The following is a 17,074-nucleotide window of genomic DNA, read 5'->3' as shown; positions in this document are numbered from 1 at the left end:
TCAGATTCCCGGGCGGTACCGCAGGGGGTGATCGGCCGGGATCTCCACGAGCACGATCTGTGTGCCGTCCGGGTCCTCGATCCACATCTCGATCAGGCCCCAGGGCTCCTTCACGGGCGGCCGCACGATCTCGACCCCTGCCTCGGCCAGTTCCCGGTGTGCGACCGCTACATCCGGCACCTGCAGCCAGAGCTTCAGTGCGGGGGAAGGCGGCGCCTCGTCGCGGCCCGCCACTTCCAGGAAGCCGCCGCCGAGGAAGTACACCACTCCGCGCTCCGGCCCCGTACCGAACTCCCGGTAGACCGGGAGCCCGAGTTTCTCGCCGTAGAAGGCCCGGGAGCGCTCCGGGTCGGAGGGGCGCAAGAGGATGCGGCTGCTCAGTACGTGGACCATGCGTCCGGAGCCTAGTGCGAGGACTACTCTCGTCCGTGCCCGCGCCGCGCCACCGAAACGGAGAAGCAGTCCATGGACTCCGCCGCCACAGCAGCCACCGCCGCCGCGACCGGCCTGATCTTCCGCGACGCCACCGACGTCGACGTCGACGCGCTGGTCGCGCTGATCGAGTCGGCCTACCGCGGCGAGTCCAGCCGGGCCGGCTGGACGACCGAGGCGGACATCCTGCAGGGGCAGCGCACCGACCCCGAGGGCGTGCTCCAGGTCATCGGCGCGGCGGACAGCCGGCTGCTCATGGTCGAGCGGGACGGGGCGCTTGTCGCCTGCTGCCAGCTCGAGCGCCGGGACGACCACGCCTACTTCGGCATGTTCGCGGTCAGCCCGGCGCTTCAGGGCGCGGGCCTCGGCAAGGTCGTCATCGCCGAGGCGGAGCGTACGGCCCTCGAGGACTGGGGCGTCTCACAGATGCATATGACCGTGATCTCCGTCCGCGAGGACCTCATCGCCTGGTACGAGCGGCGCGGCTACCGCCGTACGGGACGGATGACCCCCTTTCCGTACGGCGACGAGCGCTTCGGCATCCCGCAGCGCGCCGACCTGCAGTTCGAGCTGCTGGTCAAGCCGCTGGTCTGACTCCGGGCGCGGCGCCCGGAGCGACGCTCAGCCCGGAGTGACGCTCACGCGGTGTACCGGCCGGTGCGCTTGATCTCCGGGTAGTCGGTGGTCGCGCCGTCCAGTTCCAGGGCGCGGACCAGCCGCAGGTGGTCCAGGGTGTTGACGACCCAGGCGATGATCCTCAGGTCCGCCTCGCGGGCGTGCTCGACGACCTCGAGGGTGAGCCGGCGGATGTTGAGGCAGACCGTTCCGGCACCGGCCTCGACGGCGCGCTCCACCACATCGGGTCCGTAGCGGCCGGCGATCAGGGCGGTGCGCACGCCCGGTACCAGCCGGGCGATCTCGGCGACAGCCTCGTCGTGGAACGACGACACCTCCACCCGGCCCACCAGGTCCCGGCGGTGCATGACCTCGGCCAGCGCCCGTGCGGCCGCCACGTCCTTGATCTCCGCCTGGATCGGCGTCCGCACCGCGTCCAGGACCTCCTCGAAGACCGGCACGCGCTCACCACGGCCGGCGTCCAGGGTCCGCAGCTCGGCGAGGGTCTTCTCCGAGATCGGTCCGGTGCCGTCGGTCGTACGGTCCACGTCGGCGTCGTGCATGATCACGAGGGCGCCGTCCTTGCTCAGATGCAGATCGAGTTCGATCAGGTCCAGGCCCGCGTGCTCGGCGGCGACGAAGGACCGGAGGGTGTTCTCGGGCTCGACACCCATGATTCCGCGGTGACCGATGGTGAGGAAGTTCAAGGTTCAACTCGCTTCCGTCGACGGCGGCTCGGCTGCCGCGCGGCGTCCCGACACCGGCACGGCAAGGCCGCAGCCTAATGGCCCGGCTCTCCGCTGAACCCGCTCGTACACGGCCAATGGGTACGCGGCGCGGCGTGAATCCGGACGGTGTCGCCGACCGTGTGTCGCTCTATGGTGGGCGTGTCGCTTGGGCGTTGACTTATGCCGTGTCCGCCCGTCCGGCCGGACTTCGCCCCTCTCGTCTCAGACGTCCCGCGGCCGCCATCCGCTCTGAGCGTCACCCGGGGACGGGTGTTCCCGAGGCCCGGCCCGGCTCGCCGGCGGCCTTCGCGCAGTCGGGTGACGGTTCGAGGAACTCATCGACCTGTCGGCGTCTGACAGGAAAAAGAGCGGTGAAGCGGGGGGGAGGGCAGGATAATTTCCCGAGGGCCCTCTTGCTGGAAGAAACCTCGTATGCATACGGTGTCCTTACGCGAGGTTCTCCCGTGGAGGTTGGGTCATGACGGAAATTCTTGTGCAGCTGGGTCCGGAGGGGCAGGTTCCTCCGCAGGGCAGGGTGGTGGACCATCCGGCTTGGCCCGTGCTCAAGAGTGCCGTGGAACAGATCCGGCCATGGCAGTCCAAGGACGGCTCCATCGACTTCGACGCCGAGGGCGCGCCGGCCCCGGCGGACGCCGTCCTCGCGGTGCGCCGTGTGGCGGACGCCGTCGCGGAGCTCTCCCTGCTGCTGCCGCACGACAACGCCTACCACGAGGCGCTGCTGAAGGACCTGCACCGCTGGGCCGACGACGGCTTCAAGGTGCCGGACTTCCTTGACTCGCTGCTGGCCTTCCAGCCCGCCGCGGACCGCAGGGACGGACTCCAGCACCTGGTCGTCTTCCCGATGTACACACAGAACGGGAACCCCGACCGCAACCTCGAAGCGGTCGTCCTGCGCATGGTCTGGCCCGACTGGCTCGCCGAGCTGGAGGCCACCCGCTACGACAACCCGCTGTTCTGCGGCATCACCTTCGAGGACTTCACCGCCGGTTACGACACCAACTCGGCCGTCCTCTTCCCGGAGACCATCGCCGTGCGCGAGGCCCCGGAGCGGTTCTCCTGGGGCGGCATCTTCTGCGACCGTGAGGCGGCCCGCTTCCGCCGTGTCACCGCGGCCGCCGTCGACCTCCTGGGCCTGGAGCTGCCCGAGGACATCGCCGCCATGGTCCACGACCAGGAGCGCTGCCAGCAGGCCTTCGTGCTGTGGGACATGGTCCACGACCGCACCCACAGCCACGGTGACCTGCCGTTCGACCCCTTCATGATCAAGCAGCGCCAGCCGTTCTGGATGTACGGCCTGGAGGAGCTGCGGTGCGACCTCACCGCCTTCAAGGAGGCCGTGAAGCTGGATGCCGACGGCTTCCCGCAGGGTCGTGACGTGCAGTACGCGGTGCTCTTCGACCGTATGTTCCGGTTCCCGGTGACGGGCGAGCGCGTGCGCAACTACGACGGTCTCGGCGGCCAGCTGCTCTTCGCCTACCTGCACAAGCACGACGTGGTCCGCTGGACGGACAACAAGCTGTCCATCGACTGGCAGCGCGCCCCGCAGATCACCAACCAGCTGTGCACGGAGATCGAGACGCTGTACCGGGAGGGCATCGACCGCCCGAAGCTCGTCCACTGGTTCAAGGCCTACGAGCTGGTCTCCACCTATCTCGCCCCGCACCCGGGCTCCACGTGGGCCAAGGGTCCCGACGCCCTCGACCTGTCCCTGCCGCCGCGCAAGCTCGTCGATGACGTGCTTCCGGACGAGTTTCCGCTGAGCATGTTCTACGAGGCACTGTCCAAGAAGCTGAAGAATGTGGTTGCCTCCACCAAGGGGATTCGCGGAACCGCTTCAGATTTCGAGTTCGAGATCGCCAGCTCCAAGACGGCCTGACCAGGCAAAACGCGACCAACAAGCAAGCCCCCGTCGTGAGGCGGGGGCTTCTTGGTATCTACCGATCGAGGGTGTCCTCCCAGCGGACCCGGCGAAGGCCCCTCGGGTGGCACGGACAGTCGCAACGGTGCTGGAGGTAGACGCTCGCTGTGCATGACCTCGCGCTGCTGGTCGTCCGTCATGTCGCCGTACGTGGCCCGTATCAGGAACCGCGTCATCAGCTCATGCGCCCGAGTCAGGCCAGCCCGGTCGTAGGTGTCGAGCATGGTCTTCGGTGCGAAGTAGTCCATGTTGACGTGGCCGAGCACGCACGCGCCGGTCTCGGGGAGCGCGATCTCTCCGCACGGGTTGGTGGCGATGACCTCGTTGACCTCGCCCTCGTTGGAGTAGGTCGAGTTCCAGTAGCCGGGCTCGCCGTTCAGGAGCATCCCGCGCACGACCAGCTCGTGCACCGCCTCCGCCTCGATGTTCAGCGGGTGGTCGATGCTGCCCAGGGCATCGATGAAGTCCTGGTCGATCTCGACCGAGATGTTCGTCGTCCAGTGCCGAGAGCCGTCCTCCTTGCGCGCCAGGAACTCCGAGATGAACGGGTCGTTCCAGTGGCAGATCGCCATCCCGCGCGCTTCGGCGGACACCGCCCGAGACCACGCACTCTGCGATGGCGTGGTCGATCTCCATGGACTCGGTCGGGGTGACGTGTTCAGTCGTGACGCCGGACAGGATGGCGGCGACGTCGATCATCATGCGGGCGAACGGGCCGGGACCGCTGGCCGTGCCGCCGAACGTCTTCAGTCGGGAGCCCTTGCAGCGGACACGGCTCACGTCGTAGACGCGCTGCTTGTGCTTGACCTCGTCGTCGGTCATGAAGGTGTCGATCAGGTCGACGAGGGCGTCAGCCCATCTCAAGAGGGGGGAACCATGGGAACCAAGACCCTTCCGCGCCAGCGTAAGGTCCTGCGTGTGGCCATCTACCTGCGCGTCTCCACATCCAAGCAGCTCGACGGCTACGGCCTCGATGTGCAAGATGAACGATGCCGGGCCTGGATCGACTACCAGCTCAAGGGCACGCCTCACACCATCGTGGACGTCTACACCGATGGCGGCGTGTCCGGAAAACTTGCACACCGTGACGACCTCGACCGGCTGACGGCCGACATCGAGGCCGGCCAGATCGACGTCGTCGTCTTCGCCAAGCTGGACCGCATCGGCCGAACCATGCGCAACATCCACCGCTGGGTCTACGACGTCACCGACTTCGGCGTGCGCGTCGCCACCGCCGACGGCCGCATCGACTCCGACGACCAGATGTTCGGCATCCAACTCTCCCTCCTGGCCTACATGGCAGAGGTCGAGCACGCCCTGATCCTGGAGCGCACGATGGGCGGCCGGGTCAAGAAGGTCTCCGGGGGAGGCTGGGCCAGCGGCACGCCGCCCTACGGCTACATGCTCGACGACGAGGGCGAGCCGGTCGTCAAAAAGGACGAGAAGGAGCTCATCGAGAAGGCCGCCGAGCTCCTGATCGACAAGAAGATGAGCCGGGGCGAGGCCGCCAAGGAACTGAACGAGCTGAAGTACCGCACGCGCACCGGGAAGCTGTGGGAGGGCAACAACCTCGTCCTCCGCCTGCGCCTGGCCGTTCGTGGGTACGTCGACTTCTCCTTCTCCGGCGTGAACGAGGACGGCGAGGAGATCACCACCTCCTACCAGGTCGAGCTCCCCGAGCTCCTGCCGGAAGACCGGCGCCGGGCTCTGGAGGCCGCCCTGGAGGACATGAAGGGCACCCCGCGGACCACGTACAGCAACCACCTGCTCTCCGGCCACCTGATCAGCCTGTGCGGCCACAGCCGGTACGGCGCAGCCCGCGCCCAGCAGGGCGACTCGGTCTACCGGTGCTCCAACCAGGCCACGACCGGCGAGGGACACACCTGCAAGCAGATACCCGCCGAGCCGACCGAGGCATTCGTCTGGGACGAGGTCGCCAAGCTCCTGACCGACCCCGACGCGATCAAGGGGCTGATCGACGACTGGCTGGGCAGCGTCCCCGAGCGCGCCGAGTCCTACCGGGCCCGCCTGGCGGAGATCGACGACAAGCTGAACCGGCTGCGCAACACCCGACGCAAGAAGATCGCCGCGCTGGTCGCCTCCCTCGACGAGGACGACGCGAGCGACCAGAAGCTGATCGAGGAGATCAAGGAGCAGATCGCCGACAAGGAGAAGGAGCTCCGCGATGAGCAGGAGCGCATTGCCGAGTGGCTGGAGGAGTCTGAGCACAAGGAGGCGAAGGCCGACACCATGCGGGCGGTGGTCGACCGCGTCAGCTCCAACGTCCACGATCTTGAGACGGCCGACAAGAAGCGGATCTTGGAGCTCCTGCGGGTCCGGGTCCAGATCGTCGGCGAGAGTGTGTCCGGACGGGCAGGCGGAAGCAAGGACCCGATGCTGGAGTGGCACCGGGAGAACGGGATCACCATCCCGCTCGGCGTCTCCGACGAGCAGTGGGCCCGGGTCGAAGGCATCCTGGCAGGGGGACGAAAGCCCAAGCCAGAGGATCGGGCGTGCTTCGAGATGCTGCTGGAGAAGCTGCGTAACGCGGCGGGATGGCACGACTACGACCGCGACGAGCGGATGGGTGGGAAGGGCTGGGGTTTCTTCTACCGCTTGGCTCGCCGCTGGTTCTCTGATGGCATGTACGCCAAGGCCCTGGATGAGCTGGGCCCGTACGCTGGGACTGAAGTATCTGATGGGTACACTCTGCCTCCCATGAAAATTTACGGTGCGATCGACGATTCCCCGGAGGATGCAGTGAAATCTGAAGCGGGCGGGCGTATTCCCTCCACCAAGGGCATCACGGCGGACGGCGCCGAGCGGATCGCCGCGTGAGCGACCGCACCAACACTGCTCAGCAGGAGGCGAAGATGGGGAACGGGAACGGGCCACTGAGCGGTGCGGTGATCGCGGTGGCCGGCGCGGGCGGACCCGCCGGCCGGGTGACACTGCAGCGCCTGGCCGAGGCGGGAGCGACGGTCGTCGGGGCGGACAACGACCCCGAGCGGCTCTCGGAGGCCGTGGATGCGGCCCGCTACGCCCACGGCGGCGCCACGGTCGTCGGGGACACCGTGGACCTCCTGAACCTGCAGTCCACCCATGCCTGGGCCACCCACATCGAGAAGGACTTCGGCCGCGTCGACGGTGTCGTGCACCTCGTCGGCGGCTGGCGGGGCAGCGAGACCTTCACCAAGACCAGCCTCGACGACTGGGACTTCCTGGAGCTGCTGCTCATCCGCACTGTGCAGCACACTACGCTCGCCTTCCACGAGGCGCTGCAGCGCAGCGACCGCGGCCGGTACGTCCTGATCAGTGCCGCGGGCGCCAGCAACCCCTCCGCGGGCAACGCCGCCTATGCGGCCGCCAAGGCCGCCGCCGAGGCGTGGACGCTGGCCATGGCCGACTTCTTCCGCAAGGCCGGGGGCGCCGAGGGACCGCGTGCGGCGGCTACGATCCTGGTGGTGAAGGCGTTGGTGCACGACGCGATGCGCGCCGAGCGTCCCAACGCGAAGTTCGCGGGCTTCACTGACGTGAAGGACCTGGCCGAGGCCATCGCCGGGGTCTGGGAGAAGCCCGCAGCCGAAGTGAACGGAAACCGTCTGTGGCTGACCGAGAAGCCGTGAACCCTCCCAAGACCGACGCGCGTCGCCACCACGACCCGCAGGTCCGCGGTTTCGCAAGCGACAACTACGCCGGGGCGCACCCGGAGGTGCTCGCCGCCCTGGCCGTGGCTAACGGCGGCCACCAGGTCGCCTACGGCGAGGACGCGTACACCGAGAACCTGCAGGGGATCGTCCGCGGTCACTTCGGGGCGACGGCCGAGGCCTTCCCGGTCTTCAACGGCACCGGTGCGAACGTCGTCGCCCTCCAGGCGGTCACCGACCGCTGGGGCGCGGTCATCTGCGCGGAGAGCGCGCACATCAACGTCGACGAGGGCGGCGCCCCCGAGCGCATGGGCGGGCTGAAGCTGCTCACCGTGCCCACACCGGACGGCAAGCTCACGCCCGAGCTCATCGACCGGCAGGCGTACGGCTGGGACGACGAGCACCGCGCCATGCCGCAGGTCGTCTCGATCACCCAGAGCACCGAGCTAGGCACCCTCTACACGCCGGAGGAGATCCGCGCGATCTGCGAGCACGCCCATGCGCACGGGATGAGGGTGCACCTGGACGGCTCGCGGATAGCCAACGCGGCTGCTTCCCTGAACGTGCCGATGCGGACCTTCACCAACGCCGTGGGTGTCGACATCCTCTCCCTCGGCGGCACGAAGAACGGCGCGCTGTTCGGCGAGGCGGTCGTCGTCATCAACCAGGACGTCGTCCGCCACATGAAGCACCTGCGCAAGCTGTCCATGCAGCTCGCCTCAAAGATGCGCTTCGTGTCGGTGCAGTTGGAGGCCCTGCTCGCCAAGGACCTGTGGCTGCGCAATGCGCGTCACTCCAATGAGATGGCGCAGCGGCTGGCGGAGGGCGTGCGTGCGGTCCACGGCGTGGAGATCCTCTACCCGGTGCAGGCCAATGGAGTCTTCGCCCGTCTGCCGCACGATGTGAGCGAGCGGTTGCAGAAGCGCTTCCGCTTCTACTTCTGGGACGAGGCCGCGGGCGTCGTGCGCTGGATGTGCGCCTTCGATACGACCGAAGAGGACGTGGACCGGTTCGTGGCGGCCCTCAAGGAGGAGATGGCGCGGTAGCGCCCGGCAGGGATCAGATTCTGCATAGCTATGCGGCCGATCGAAAATCAATTGCTCGATGATCGGCCGCATTCCTATGCTCTGCGGGCATGGAGCTGATCCAGCAGACCCCTGATCTTTCCGCCTACCTGGCTGCCGACGAGGTCATCGACCATCATCATCCGGTGGTTCGCAGCACCGCCGCACGCCTCGCGAGCCGTGTAATGGACTCGTATACCTATGCGCAGACAGCGTACGAGTTCGTACGCGACTCCATTCCGCACTCCGGCGACAGCGGCGATCCGCGTGTCACCTGGCGCGCCTCCGACGTGCTCGAGCAGCGCACCGGCATCTGCCATGCCAAGGCGCACGCGCTGGCCGCCCTGCTGCGCGCCGAGGACATCCCGACCGCGCTCTGCTGCCAGCGGCTTCGGTGCGACGACGGCGACGGTCACATCGTCCATGGGCTGGTCGCCGTGCGGTTCGGTGGCGCCTGGCACCGGCAGGACCCTCGCGGCAACAAACCGGGCGTCGACGCCCGGTTCTCCCTCGACGGGGAGCGGTTGGCCTGGGTGCCCGAGAAGGAGTGCAATGAAGCGGACTATCCAGTCCTATATGCTGTACCTCATCCGGTCGTGCTGAACGCCCTCCAGGCCGCGCCCGACCGAGAGGCCCTCTGGAAGACGCTCCCCACCGCACTCTGAGGCAGGCGATGACTCCCAACCTGACCGTGTCCGACGCGGTGCGCACCCTGGCGCCCGGCTTCACGCACATCGCGATCGAGGCCCACGCTCTCGTCAACGGGCCGAGCACCGAAGGCACTTCGGCCCTGCTCGACGACGCGGCCCGTCGGCTGGCGGTACGCCTGGACGGCCGCGCACCGCACGAGGATCCCCACATGGCGGCCTGGCGTGCGACGTACACGGCCTTCGGCGCCAAGCCTTCGCGGACCCGCAACTCGGCCGAGGCGCTGGCGAAGCGCGCCCTGTCCGACGCCGGCCTGCCCCGGATCAATGTGCTCGTCGACATCTACAACGCGATCAGCGTCGCCCATCTGATCCCGGTCGGCGGAGAGGACCTCGACCTCATCGAGGGTTCCATGCATCTCGTACGGGCCACGGGCGAGGAGGAGTTCGTGACCGTGGCGGAGGGCGAGGAAGCGGTCGAGCACCCGGACGCCGGCGAGGTGGTCTGGCGCGACGAGAGGGGCGTGACCTGCCGCCGCTGGAACTGGCGCCAGGGACCGCGCACCCGGCTCACGGAGAATTCGACCTCGGCACTCTTCCTGCTGGAGGGCCTGGCTCCGATGCCGGTGTCCGAGATGGAGCAGGCCGGAGCCGAACTCGCCGAACTGCTCGAGAAGTTCAGCCCCGGGGCGCGGATCACCGTCCACGCCCCTGCCTGACCCGGGTCAGTGCGCCTCGGCGGCGCGCAGCTGCTCGGGGGTGGGTGCCGTGCCGCCGAGGTGGGCGGGCATCCACCAGGTGTCGTCCAGGCTCTTCGGGCGCACGGGGTAGGCGCGCTGCGCGGCCTCCAGCAGCTCCTGGACGCGCTCGCGCAGCTGGCGCGTGAGCGCACCCGCGTAGGTGTCGCGCGAGGCTTCGACTGCCTCGCCGACCCGGATCGTGATCGGGGTGTGGCTGCGCCGGAAGTTGCGCGGGTGCCCCTTGGTCCACAGCCGCTGCGTACCCCACACGGCCATCGGGATCAGCGGGACACCCGCCTCCTGGGCCAGGCGCACGGCGCCCGACTTGAAGCTCTTCAGCGTGAAGGACTGCGAGATCGTGGCCTCCGGGAAGACTCCGACGACCTCGCCCGCCTTGAGCGAGTCCAGTGCGTGCTCGTACGCCGCCTCACCCTGCTTGCGGTCCACGGGGATGTGCTTCATCGCGCGCATCAGCGGGCCGGAGACCTTGTGCCGGAAGACGGACTCCTTGGCCATGAAGCGCACCAGGCGCTTCTGGGGGAGTGCCGCGAGGCCGTTGAAGATGAAGTCCAGATAGCTGATGTGATTGCTCACCAGCACCGCGCCGCCCGACCGGGGGATGTTCTCCGACCCCTTGCAGTCGATCTTGAGGTCCCATGCCTTGAACATCGTGAGGGCGAGACCGATGACGGGACGGTAGACGAGCTCAGCCATGGACGGGACAGACCCTTCTCTCTGCCTGGGAAGGGACTCCCGGCGGAAGTTACGCTGCCGTAGGTTTGCGGCATCTCGCAGATCGTGCCCGAAGAACGGACGCGTGGCCAGTTCTGGTGCCGGTGCGCGGCGAGATCCTCGTCACGTCACCCGTCCGCAGCACGTGTCGGCGCGCCTGCGCAGTGCCTGCCGGCGCCCGGCTACTCCGCACGCATCACCGCCCGGCGTACGAGCAGATACAACTCGCACCCCAGGCAGTACCCGAACGCGGCATTGAGGAAGGCGGCGGCGAGCGCGGCCCCGGTCGCCGCGAATGCGAGCCACTGCCACCCGGCGACATGGCTCACGAGCCCGAGGGCGGCGAAGACGAGGCCGACCGCCTGTGCGAACTGCGGTGGTTGCGGGGCCTCGAACTCCGTCGGCGGCCCGATCCGGGGCCGTACGAACCTCCGGAACAGCCACCCGTAGGGAGCTCGCGTCATACCCCCGGCCGCGCCCAGGGCGAACACCAGGAGCTGCCAGGCCAGTAGCCAGGCGCTGCCGGTGACCAGGACGACGGCCAGTACCACGGTCGTCACGGCCGCCCCGAAACGCGGCCCCCTCGCATCGATGTCCATGAATCAAGCATTCCGCAGCGGCAACGATTCCTGGAGCCGGGAATCTTTGCAGTCTTGTGAATGCTGGAGCTGATGATGGGCGGACTCGTGGTGTGTGTGACCGTGCTCGTGCTGGCGAGTGCGTTCGGAGTGCTGCACCGGTGGCGGAGCGGGAGAGTGCGCGTGCGGGACGGCGGAAAGCGGCTCGGTGCCGCCGAGTTGGGTCAGGGGCTCGGCGAGCGGGCGACGCTCGTCCAGTTCTCCAGTGCCTTCTGCGCTCCTTGCCGGGCAACCCGGCGGGTCCTCGCCGAGGTGGCCGCCATGGTGCCCGGCGTCGCCCATGTGGAGATCGACGCCGAGCAGCGGCTCGAACTCGTCCGAGCGCTCGACATCCTCAAGACGCCCACCGTGCTCGTCCTGGACGCGGACGGGCGGATCGTTCGACGGGCCACGGGGCAGCCGCGCAAGGCGGATGTGATCGCCGCGCTCGGCGAGGCGGTCTGACACGTCCTCGGCCGCACGGCCAGGCCCTCCCCGAAGCATGTGAGGTGACTGTGAGGCAGCGGATGACGTATCTCCCAGATACCGGAACCGACTTGACTGCACCCGCCATCTATCGTCAGCCTGACCCCATGCCCCCGGAACTCCATCTTTTCGAACGGGTCCACGTGGACCTGGCCCGCACCGCGAGTGCGCGCTGTCCGGACTGCTGAGCAGCCACGGATCATCCCCCGCCGGTGGCCCTTCCCCCACTCTCGGCTCTGCTCGAGCGGGGGTCCCATGAGCGGGGAGCCCTCCACGTCACCGTCGCAGAAGGACAGTTCCATGACGGCCACGCCCGGCCTCGGTACCCCTCGGCTCGCCTCGCCCGACTTGCTGCGCTCCGTTTTCCGGCGGCACGCGGCCGGGGTGGCCGTGATCACCGCCCAAGGGGACGGCAGGCCGGTCGGCTTCACCGCCACCTCCCTCACCTCCGTCTCCGCCGAGCCCCCGCTCATCTCGTTCGGCATCCGGGCGGGCTCCTCCAGCTGGGCCGTCATCTCCGAGGCAGACCACGTCGGCGTGCACATACTCGGCGAACACCAGGAAGCCCTGGCCCATACGTTCGCCAGGAGCGGCGCCGACCGCTTCGGCGCGCCCACACGGTGGCGCCAGGGGCCCGAGGGGGTTCCCGTGCTGGACGACGTGCTCGCCTGGCTCGTGTGCCGTGTCGTCGCGCGCGTCCCCGCGGGGGACCATCGCATCGTGCTCGCCGAGGTCGTCCTGGGCGAACCCTCGGGAGCCGGGCGCCCGCTGCTCTATCACCAGGGACGCTTCAACGGCCTGAGGGACTGAGCACCCACCGCCCGGGACGGGGGCGCCTCGACCGCCTGTCGGTCTGGGCGCGCACCGGGACGCTGGGAGCGCCTGTCGGTCCGGGCGCGTGCCGCCAGAGAAAGCCGCGGCCCGCTCCGCCGGCTTGGGCCGGTCGTCCGGCTGGTTACGCAGCGTTGTCAAGGTCACAGTTCAAAGCGCTTGCTTAGCGGGCATTCGCTGGATGTACTGGTGAGTAATATTTCGTTCGGAGCGCGGGGTCGCCCCGACCGGGATCGGCCGCTTCAGGCGCCTATGCTGCCTGGAAGAAGGCAGACCAGAAATGACGATGCAGTAGGAGAGCCGGCGTGAGCTTGAGGATCGTTGTCACTGTGAAGTACGTGCCCGACGCCACTGGCGACCGGCACTTCGCCGATGACCTGACCGTCGACCGGGACGACGTGGACGGTCTGCTCTCCGAGCTCGACGAATACGCGGTCGAGCAGGCCCTCCAGATCGCCGAGGATGCGGACGATGCCGAGGTGACCGTGCTGACGGTGGGTCCGGAGGACGCCAAGGACGCGCTGCGCAAGGCGCTGTCGATGGGTGCCGACAAGGCGATCCACGTCGAGGACGACGATCTGCACGGCACGGACATCATCGGCACCTCGCTGGTGCTGGCCAAGGCGATCGAGAAGGCCGGGTACGACCTGGTGATCTCGGGCATGGCGTCCACCGACGGCACCGCCGGTGTGGTCCCGGCGCTGCTGGCCGAGCGTCTGGGCGTGCCGCAGGTCACGCTGCTGTCCGAGGTGTCCGTGGAGGACGGCGTGGTCAAGGGCCGCCGCGACGGCGACACGGCCTCCGAGCAGCTCGAGGCGCAGCTGCCGGCCGTCGTCTCGGTCACCGACCAGTCGGGTGAGGCGCGTTACCCCTCCTTCAAGGGCATCATGGCGGCCAAGAAGAAGCCGGTTCAGTCCTGGGACCTCTCGGACCTGGAGATCGAGGCCGGTCAGGTCGGTCTCGAGGGTGCCTGGACGAAGGTCGAGGCCGCGGCCCAGCGCCCGGCGCGTACCGCGGGCACCATCGTCAAGGACGAGGGCGAGGGCGGCAAGCAGCTCGCTGAGTTCCTCGCGAGCCAGAAGTTCATCTAAGGCTTCCCAGCCTGACCGCCCCTCAGACGTCGCAATCCGCTAGGAGATCCATTCCCATGGCTGAAGTTCTCGTCTACGTCGACCACGTGGACGGCGTGGTCCGCAAGCCCACCCTGGAGCTGCTCACGCTGGCCCGCCGTATCGGCGAGCCGGTCGCCGTCGCCCTGGGTGCGGGCGCGGAGAACACCGCCGCCGCGCTCGCCGAGCACGGTGCCGTGAAGGTCCTCACGAACGACGCCCCGGAGTACGCCGACTACCTGGTCGTGCCGAAGGTGGACGCGCTGCAGGCCGCCTACGAGGCCGTCTTGCCGGCCGCGGTCCTGGTGCCGTCCTCCGCCGAGGGCAAGGAGATCGCCGCCCGTCTGGCCCTGCGCATCGGCTCGGGCATCATCACCGACGCCGTCGACCTGGAGGCCGGCGACGAGGGCCCGGTGGCCACCCAGTCGGTGTTCGCCGCCTCCTTCACCACCACCTCCCGTGTCAGCAAGGGCGCCCCGGTCATCACCGTCAAGCCGAACTCGGCCGCGGTTCAGGCCGCCCCGGCCGCCGGTGCGGTGGAGGCGCTGACCGTGTCCTTCTCCGAGAAGGCCACCGGCACCAAGGTCACCGCCCGTACGCCGCGTGAGTCGACGGGCCGTCCGGAGCTGACCGAGGCCGCGATCGTGGTCTCCGGTGGCCGCGGAGTCAATGGCGCGGAGAATTTCGCGGTCATCGAGGCGCTCGCCGACTCCCTCGGCGCGGCCGTCGGCGCCTCGCGTGCCGCGGTGGACGCGGGCTGGTACCCGCACACCAACCAGGTCGGCCAGACCGGCAAGAGCGTGTCCCCGCAGTTGTACATCGCCTCCGGTATCTCCGGTGCGATCCAGCACCGCGCCGGTATGCAGACCTCGAAGACGATCGTCGCGATCAACAAGGACTCCGAGGCGCCGATCTTCGACCTGGTCGACTACGGCGTGGTGGGTGACCTCTTCGAGGTCGTCCCGCAGCTGACCGAGGAGATCAAGTCCCGCAAGGGCTGAGCGACTCCGCGGGCACGAGGCCCCCGCGACCGCGCCGGCGGTCGCGGGGGCCTCGTGTCATCCCAGGGTGAGCGACGCCTGCACGGGCAGGTGGTCGCTGGCGAACCGGCCGTTGTGGGAGAACGTGTTCACCGAGGCCCGGTGCGCCGAAACGCCGGGTGTGGCCAGGATCCAGTCGATGCGGTCGCCGTTCGGCTTCAGCGGCCGGTAGCCGTGGAAGGTGCCGTACAGCGCGGAGCGCTCCTCTGCCGCATCCCAGGTGTCGACGAGTCCGGCGCCCAGAAGCGTGTCGTAGACGGGATTCCTGTGGGCCGCCGCGTTGAAGTCACCCGTCACCACGACCGGCAGCGAGCGGTCGAGTCCGGCGATGCGGTCGGTGATCAGGGATGCGGCGCGCGAGCGCGCGTACTGACTGGCGTTGTCCAGGTGGGTGTTGAGGAGGTAGAACTCCCGTCCGCCCTGGCGCACGTCGCGAAAGCGGACCCAGGTGACCATGCGGATGCAGGCACCGCCCCAGGTGTTGGAGCCGATCACCTTTGGGGTATCGGAGAGCCAGAAGTGGTCGTACTCCACCGGAGTGAGCCGCAGGGTGTCGTAGAAGACGGCCACGAACTCGTCACGGCTGCCGCCCGCGCGGCCCGTGCCGATCCATGCGTGGCCCGCCCCGAGGTCCGCCGCGATGTCACGGACCTGTTGGTAGAGGCCCTCCTGGGTCCCGAGGACGTGCGGCCGCTCTCTGTGCAGCAGTTCGCGCATCACCGGTCGTCGGACGGCCCAGCTGTTGGGTTCGGTGGTGCTCGCGAAGCGCAGGTTGAACGACATGACCTCCAGACGGCTGTCCTGCGGATCGGTGGCCGAGGCGTGCTGAAGGGACAGAGCCGTACTCCACAGCGGGAGGGTGACCGCGGCCGCCGCGACGCTCTTGAGGCCCAGGCGGCGCGTGACTCGGCTGAGGTGGGGCACGAGGGGCTCCTTGCGAGGCGGGTGCCGGACGAGCCGGGCGCACCGTAGTGTGACAGAGCCGTATCAGACGGGCGTGAACATGGCAAAGGTGGGCGTGTCCCCCATGGAAGGCGAGGAAGGCCCGGCACGCAAGAGGGTGTTGACCGGCGCCGAGAGCCGTGGATAGCTTCGTTCTACGGATTGTTGATTCCGTGGAGCGGAAAACGGGAGGGTGTGGGATGGGCGAAGGCCAGCAGGAGCGGGTGGCGACGAGCCTTGCGGGCGCCGTCAGCGAGGAGATCAGCGCGTCTCTCGCACCGGTCGACCGAGAGCTGGAGCTCCGCTATCCCGGTGACCGCGGCACGCGCCAGCCCGTCCACACGGTCTACGTCCCCGCGGACGCCTTCACCGCCGGAACCATCCGCTCCTGGGGTGACCAGGCCCTCACCTCCCTGGACGAACACGCCCCCGACGCCGAGTCGTTGGCCGCCGTCCTGGGGCTCGCCGACGAGCTGGCCGGGCCCGTCCACGACCGTGTGCGCGCGAAACTGCGGCGCGAGCCGGTGGAAGACCTGAGGGTGGACTTCGAGGACGGCTACGGCCACCGCCTGGACGCCGAGGAGGACGAGGCAGCGGCCCGCGCGGCCCGGCTGATCGCCGGAGCGTATGCGAACGGCACGGCCGCGCCGTACATGGGCATCCGGATGAAGTGCATGGAGGCGGCAGTACGGGAGCGCGGGATCCGCACGCTGGACATCTTCCTGACGGGCCTTGTGGAGGCCGGCGGTCTGCCCGACGGGCTGGTGCTGACGCTGCCCAAGGTCACCTACGCCGAGCAGGTCACCGCCATGGTGCGGCTGCTGGAGGCGTTCGAGACGGCGCGCGGCCTCCGGCCCGGGCGGCTCGGATTCGAGATCCAGGTCGAGACCAGCCAGGCCATTCTCGCCGCCGACGGCACCGCGACGGTCGCCCGGATGATCCACGCCGCCGGGGGCCGCGCCACCGGACTGCACTACGGCACCTTCGACTACAGCGCCTGCCTCGGGGTGTCCGCGGCCTACCAGGCGAGCGACCACCCGGCCGCCGACCACGCCAAGGCGGTCATGCAGGTGGCGGCCGCCGGCACCGGCGTACGCGTCTGCGACGGCTCCACGAACGTCCTGCCGGTCGGCCCGACGGAGAAGGTGCACGAAGCCTGGCGGCTGCACTACGGGCTCACCCGGCGGGCGCTGGCCCGCGCCTACTACCAGGGCTGGGACATGCATCCCGGACATCTGCCGACCCGGTACGCCGCCGTGTTCGCCTTCTACCGGGAGGGCTTCGAGCAGGCCGCGGCACGGCTCGCCCGCTATGTCCATCGCACCGCCGGCGACGTCATGGACGAGCCCGCGACCGCCAAGGCGCTCAGCGGCTATCTGCTGCGGGGGCTGGACTGCGGCGCGCTGGACGTCGAGGAGGTGGCGAAGGCCACCGGCCTGACCCGGGCGGACCTGGAGGGCTTCGCGGCGCCCAGGCGAGGCGATCTCACGATCTCGGGGACCTGA

Annotated in this window: 18 protein-coding genes and 1 pseudogene; 12 read left to right on the top strand and 7 right to left on the bottom strand. The window is 69.0% G+C overall.

Annotated features, from left to right (window positions below):
* On the bottom strand, positions 1-393 hold the full coding sequence (locus ACQEXA_RS08805; RefSeq protein WP_432935452.1) for a VOC family protein: 393 nt from the start codon (positions 391-393) through the stop codon (positions 1-3).
* 72 nt (positions 394-465) lie between these two features.
* Between ACQEXA_RS08805 and ACQEXA_RS08800 the strand changes: the two genes are divergently transcribed.
* The gene (locus ACQEXA_RS08800) at positions 466-1,026 is read left to right on the top strand and encodes a GNAT family N-acetyltransferase (RefSeq protein WP_432935454.1); all 561 of its coding nucleotides are present in this window, start codon (positions 466-468) and stop codon (positions 1,024-1,026) included.
* A gap of 44 nt (positions 1,027-1,070) precedes the next feature.
* On the opposite strand, the gene ACQEXA_RS08795 is transcribed toward ACQEXA_RS08800, so the two are convergent.
* Positions 1,071-1,754 (bottom strand): glycerophosphodiester phosphodiesterase, encoded by a 684-nt coding sequence (locus tag ACQEXA_RS08795; protein WP_433129294.1) that lies wholly within the window; start codon positions 1,752-1,754, stop codon positions 1,071-1,073.
* 499 nt (positions 1,755-2,253) lie between these two features.
* On the opposite strand from ACQEXA_RS08795, the gene ACQEXA_RS08790 reads away from it, so the two are divergent.
* On the top strand, positions 2,254-3,672 hold the full coding sequence (locus tag ACQEXA_RS08790) for a DUF6421 family protein (protein ID WP_432935458.1): 1,419 nt from the start codon (positions 2,254-2,256) through the stop codon (positions 3,670-3,672).
* On the opposite strand, the gene ACQEXA_RS08785 is transcribed toward ACQEXA_RS08790, so the two are convergent.
* Both ACQEXA_RS08785 and ACQEXA_RS08780 read right to left on the bottom strand, forming a co-directional pair.
* Positions 3,564-4,307 (bottom strand): hypothetical protein, encoded by a 744-nt coding sequence (locus ACQEXA_RS08785; RefSeq protein ID WP_432935460.1) that lies wholly within the window; start codon positions 4,305-4,307, stop codon positions 3,564-3,566. The two genes, ACQEXA_RS08790 and ACQEXA_RS08785, sit on opposite strands and share 109 nt — an antisense overlap.
* A gap of 142 nt (positions 4,308-4,449) precedes the next feature.
* A pseudogene (locus ACQEXA_RS08780) lies at positions 4,450-4,536 on the bottom strand (hypothetical protein); the annotation flags it as partial.
* Between the two features lie 54 nt (positions 4,537-4,590).
* Here ACQEXA_RS08780 and ACQEXA_RS08775 point away from each other — a divergent pair.
* From ACQEXA_RS08775 to ACQEXA_RS08755, 5 genes are all read left to right on the top strand, one after another.
* Positions 4,591-6,552 (top strand): recombinase family protein, encoded by a 1,962-nt coding sequence (locus tag ACQEXA_RS08775; RefSeq protein ID WP_433129292.1) that lies wholly within the window; start codon positions 4,591-4,593, stop codon positions 6,550-6,552.
* 35 nt (positions 6,553-6,587) lie between these two features.
* The gene (locus tag ACQEXA_RS08770; RefSeq protein WP_432939802.1) at positions 6,588-7,340 is read left to right on the top strand and encodes an SDR family NAD(P)-dependent oxidoreductase; all 753 of its coding nucleotides are present in this window, start codon (positions 6,588-6,590) and stop codon (positions 7,338-7,340) included.
* Positions 7,337-8,407, top strand: coding sequence for a threonine aldolase family protein (locus ACQEXA_RS08765; RefSeq protein ID WP_432935464.1), 1,071 nt, complete (start codon positions 7,337-7,339; stop codon positions 8,405-8,407). The genes ACQEXA_RS08770 and ACQEXA_RS08765 overlap by 4 nt, the downstream gene beginning before the upstream one ends.
* 89 nt (positions 8,408-8,496) lie before the next feature.
* Positions 8,497-9,090: a transglutaminase domain-containing protein gene (locus ACQEXA_RS08760; protein ID WP_433129290.1), complete on the top strand. Its 594-nt coding sequence runs from the start codon at positions 8,497-8,499 to the stop codon at positions 9,088-9,090.
* Between the two features lie 8 nt (positions 9,091-9,098).
* On the top strand, positions 9,099-9,791 hold the full coding sequence (locus ACQEXA_RS08755; protein ID WP_432935468.1) for a B3/B4 domain-containing protein: 693 nt from the start codon (positions 9,099-9,101) through the stop codon (positions 9,789-9,791).
* Between the two features lie 6 nt (positions 9,792-9,797).
* On the opposite strand, the gene ACQEXA_RS08750 is transcribed toward ACQEXA_RS08755, so the two are convergent.
* Positions 9,798-10,526 carry a lysophospholipid acyltransferase family protein gene (locus ACQEXA_RS08750; protein ID WP_432935470.1) on the bottom strand — a complete coding sequence of 243 codons (729 nt, stop codon included), beginning with the start codon at positions 10,524-10,526 and terminating at the stop codon, positions 9,798-9,800.
* Between the two features lie 200 nt (positions 10,527-10,726).
* The gene (locus ACQEXA_RS08745; protein WP_433129288.1) at positions 10,727-11,143 is read right to left on the bottom strand and encodes a DUF4395 domain-containing protein; all 417 of its coding nucleotides are present in this window, start codon (positions 11,141-11,143) and stop codon (positions 10,727-10,729) included.
* 75 nt (positions 11,144-11,218) lie between these two features.
* Here ACQEXA_RS08745 and ACQEXA_RS08740 point away from each other — a divergent pair, with 75 nt between their 5' ends.
* The 4 genes from ACQEXA_RS08740 (at position 11,219) to ACQEXA_RS08725 (ending at position 14,588) form a co-directional block, all read left to right on the top strand.
* A complete protein-coding gene (locus ACQEXA_RS08740; protein WP_433134493.1) occupies positions 11,219-11,626 on the top strand; it encodes a TlpA family protein disulfide reductase in 408 nt (135 codons plus the stop codon).
* 321 nt (positions 11,627-11,947) lie between these two features.
* Complete coding sequence (locus ACQEXA_RS08735; RefSeq protein WP_432935474.1) at positions 11,948-12,457, top strand: flavin reductase family protein; 510 nt, start codon at positions 11,948-11,950, stop codon at positions 12,455-12,457.
* Between the two features lie 326 nt (positions 12,458-12,783).
* Positions 12,784-13,569, top strand: coding sequence for an electron transfer flavoprotein subunit beta/FixA family protein (locus ACQEXA_RS08730; protein ID WP_432935476.1), 786 nt, complete (start codon positions 12,784-12,786; stop codon positions 13,567-13,569).
* Positions 13,570-13,625: 56 nt separating this feature from the next.
* Positions 13,626-14,588, top strand: a complete 963-nt coding sequence (locus tag ACQEXA_RS08725) for an electron transfer flavoprotein subunit alpha/FixB family protein (RefSeq protein ID WP_432935478.1) — start codon at positions 13,626-13,628, stop codon at positions 14,586-14,588.
* A 57-nt stretch (positions 14,589-14,645) separates the two neighbouring features.
* On the opposite strand, the gene ACQEXA_RS08720 is transcribed toward ACQEXA_RS08725, so the two are convergent.
* Positions 14,646-15,551 carry an endonuclease/exonuclease/phosphatase family protein gene (locus tag ACQEXA_RS08720; RefSeq protein ID WP_432935480.1) on the bottom strand — a complete coding sequence of 302 codons (906 nt, stop codon included), beginning with the start codon at positions 15,549-15,551 and terminating at the stop codon, positions 14,646-14,648.
* A 218-nt stretch (positions 15,552-15,769) separates the two neighbouring features.
* Here ACQEXA_RS08720 and ACQEXA_RS08715 point away from each other — a divergent pair, with 218 nt between their 5' ends.
* Positions 15,770-17,074 carry a DUF6986 family protein gene (locus tag ACQEXA_RS08715; protein WP_433129286.1) on the top strand — a complete coding sequence of 435 codons (1,305 nt, stop codon included), beginning with the start codon at positions 15,770-15,772 and terminating at the stop codon, positions 17,072-17,074.

The organism is Streptomyces sp. CA-106110 (assembly GCF_050936285.1).
Classification (GTDB): Bacteria; Actinomycetota; Actinomycetes; order Streptomycetales; family Streptomycetaceae; genus Streptomyces.
The sequence above is the reverse complement of the archived record's forward strand: the minus strand, read 5'-3'. Positions and strand labels throughout refer to the sequence as shown.

Coding starts and splice junctions, on each gene's coding strand:
- ACQEXA_RS08760 (WP_433129290.1), top strand. CDS start 8,497: ATGGAGCTGATCCAGCAGACCCCTGATCTTTCCGCCTACCTGGCTGCC.
- ACQEXA_RS08735 (WP_432935474.1), top strand. CDS start 11,948: ATGACGGCCACGCCCGGCCTCGGTACCCCTCGGCTCGCCTCGCCCGAC.
- ACQEXA_RS08805 (WP_432935452.1), bottom strand. CDS start 393: ATGGTCCACGTACTGAGCAGCCGCATCCTCTTGCGCCCCTCCGACCCG.
- ACQEXA_RS08745 (WP_433129288.1), bottom strand. CDS start 11,143: ATGGACATCGATGCGAGGGGGCCGCGTTTCGGGGCGGCCGTGACGACC.
- ACQEXA_RS08800 (WP_432935454.1), top strand. CDS start 466: ATGGACTCCGCCGCCACAGCAGCCACCGCCGCCGCGACCGGCCTGATC.
- ACQEXA_RS08725 (WP_432935478.1), top strand. CDS start 13,626: ATGGCTGAAGTTCTCGTCTACGTCGACCACGTGGACGGCGTGGTCCGC.
- ACQEXA_RS08770 (WP_432939802.1), top strand. CDS start 6,588: ATGGGGAACGGGAACGGGCCACTGAGCGGTGCGGTGATCGCGGTGGCC.
- ACQEXA_RS08775 (WP_433129292.1), top strand. CDS start 4,591: ATGGGAACCAAGACCCTTCCGCGCCAGCGTAAGGTCCTGCGTGTGGCC.
- ACQEXA_RS08755 (WP_432935468.1), top strand. CDS start 9,099: ATGACTCCCAACCTGACCGTGTCCGACGCGGTGCGCACCCTGGCGCCC.
- ACQEXA_RS08740 (WP_433134493.1), top strand. CDS start 11,219: ATGGGCGGACTCGTGGTGTGTGTGACCGTGCTCGTGCTGGCGAGTGCG.
- ACQEXA_RS08715 (WP_433129286.1), top strand. CDS start 15,770: ATGGGCGAAGGCCAGCAGGAGCGGGTGGCGACGAGCCTTGCGGGCGCC.
- ACQEXA_RS08790 (WP_432935458.1), top strand. CDS start 2,254: ATGACGGAAATTCTTGTGCAGCTGGGTCCGGAGGGGCAGGTTCCTCCG.
- ACQEXA_RS08750 (WP_432935470.1), bottom strand. CDS start 10,526: ATGGCTGAGCTCGTCTACCGTCCCGTCATCGGTCTCGCCCTCACGATG.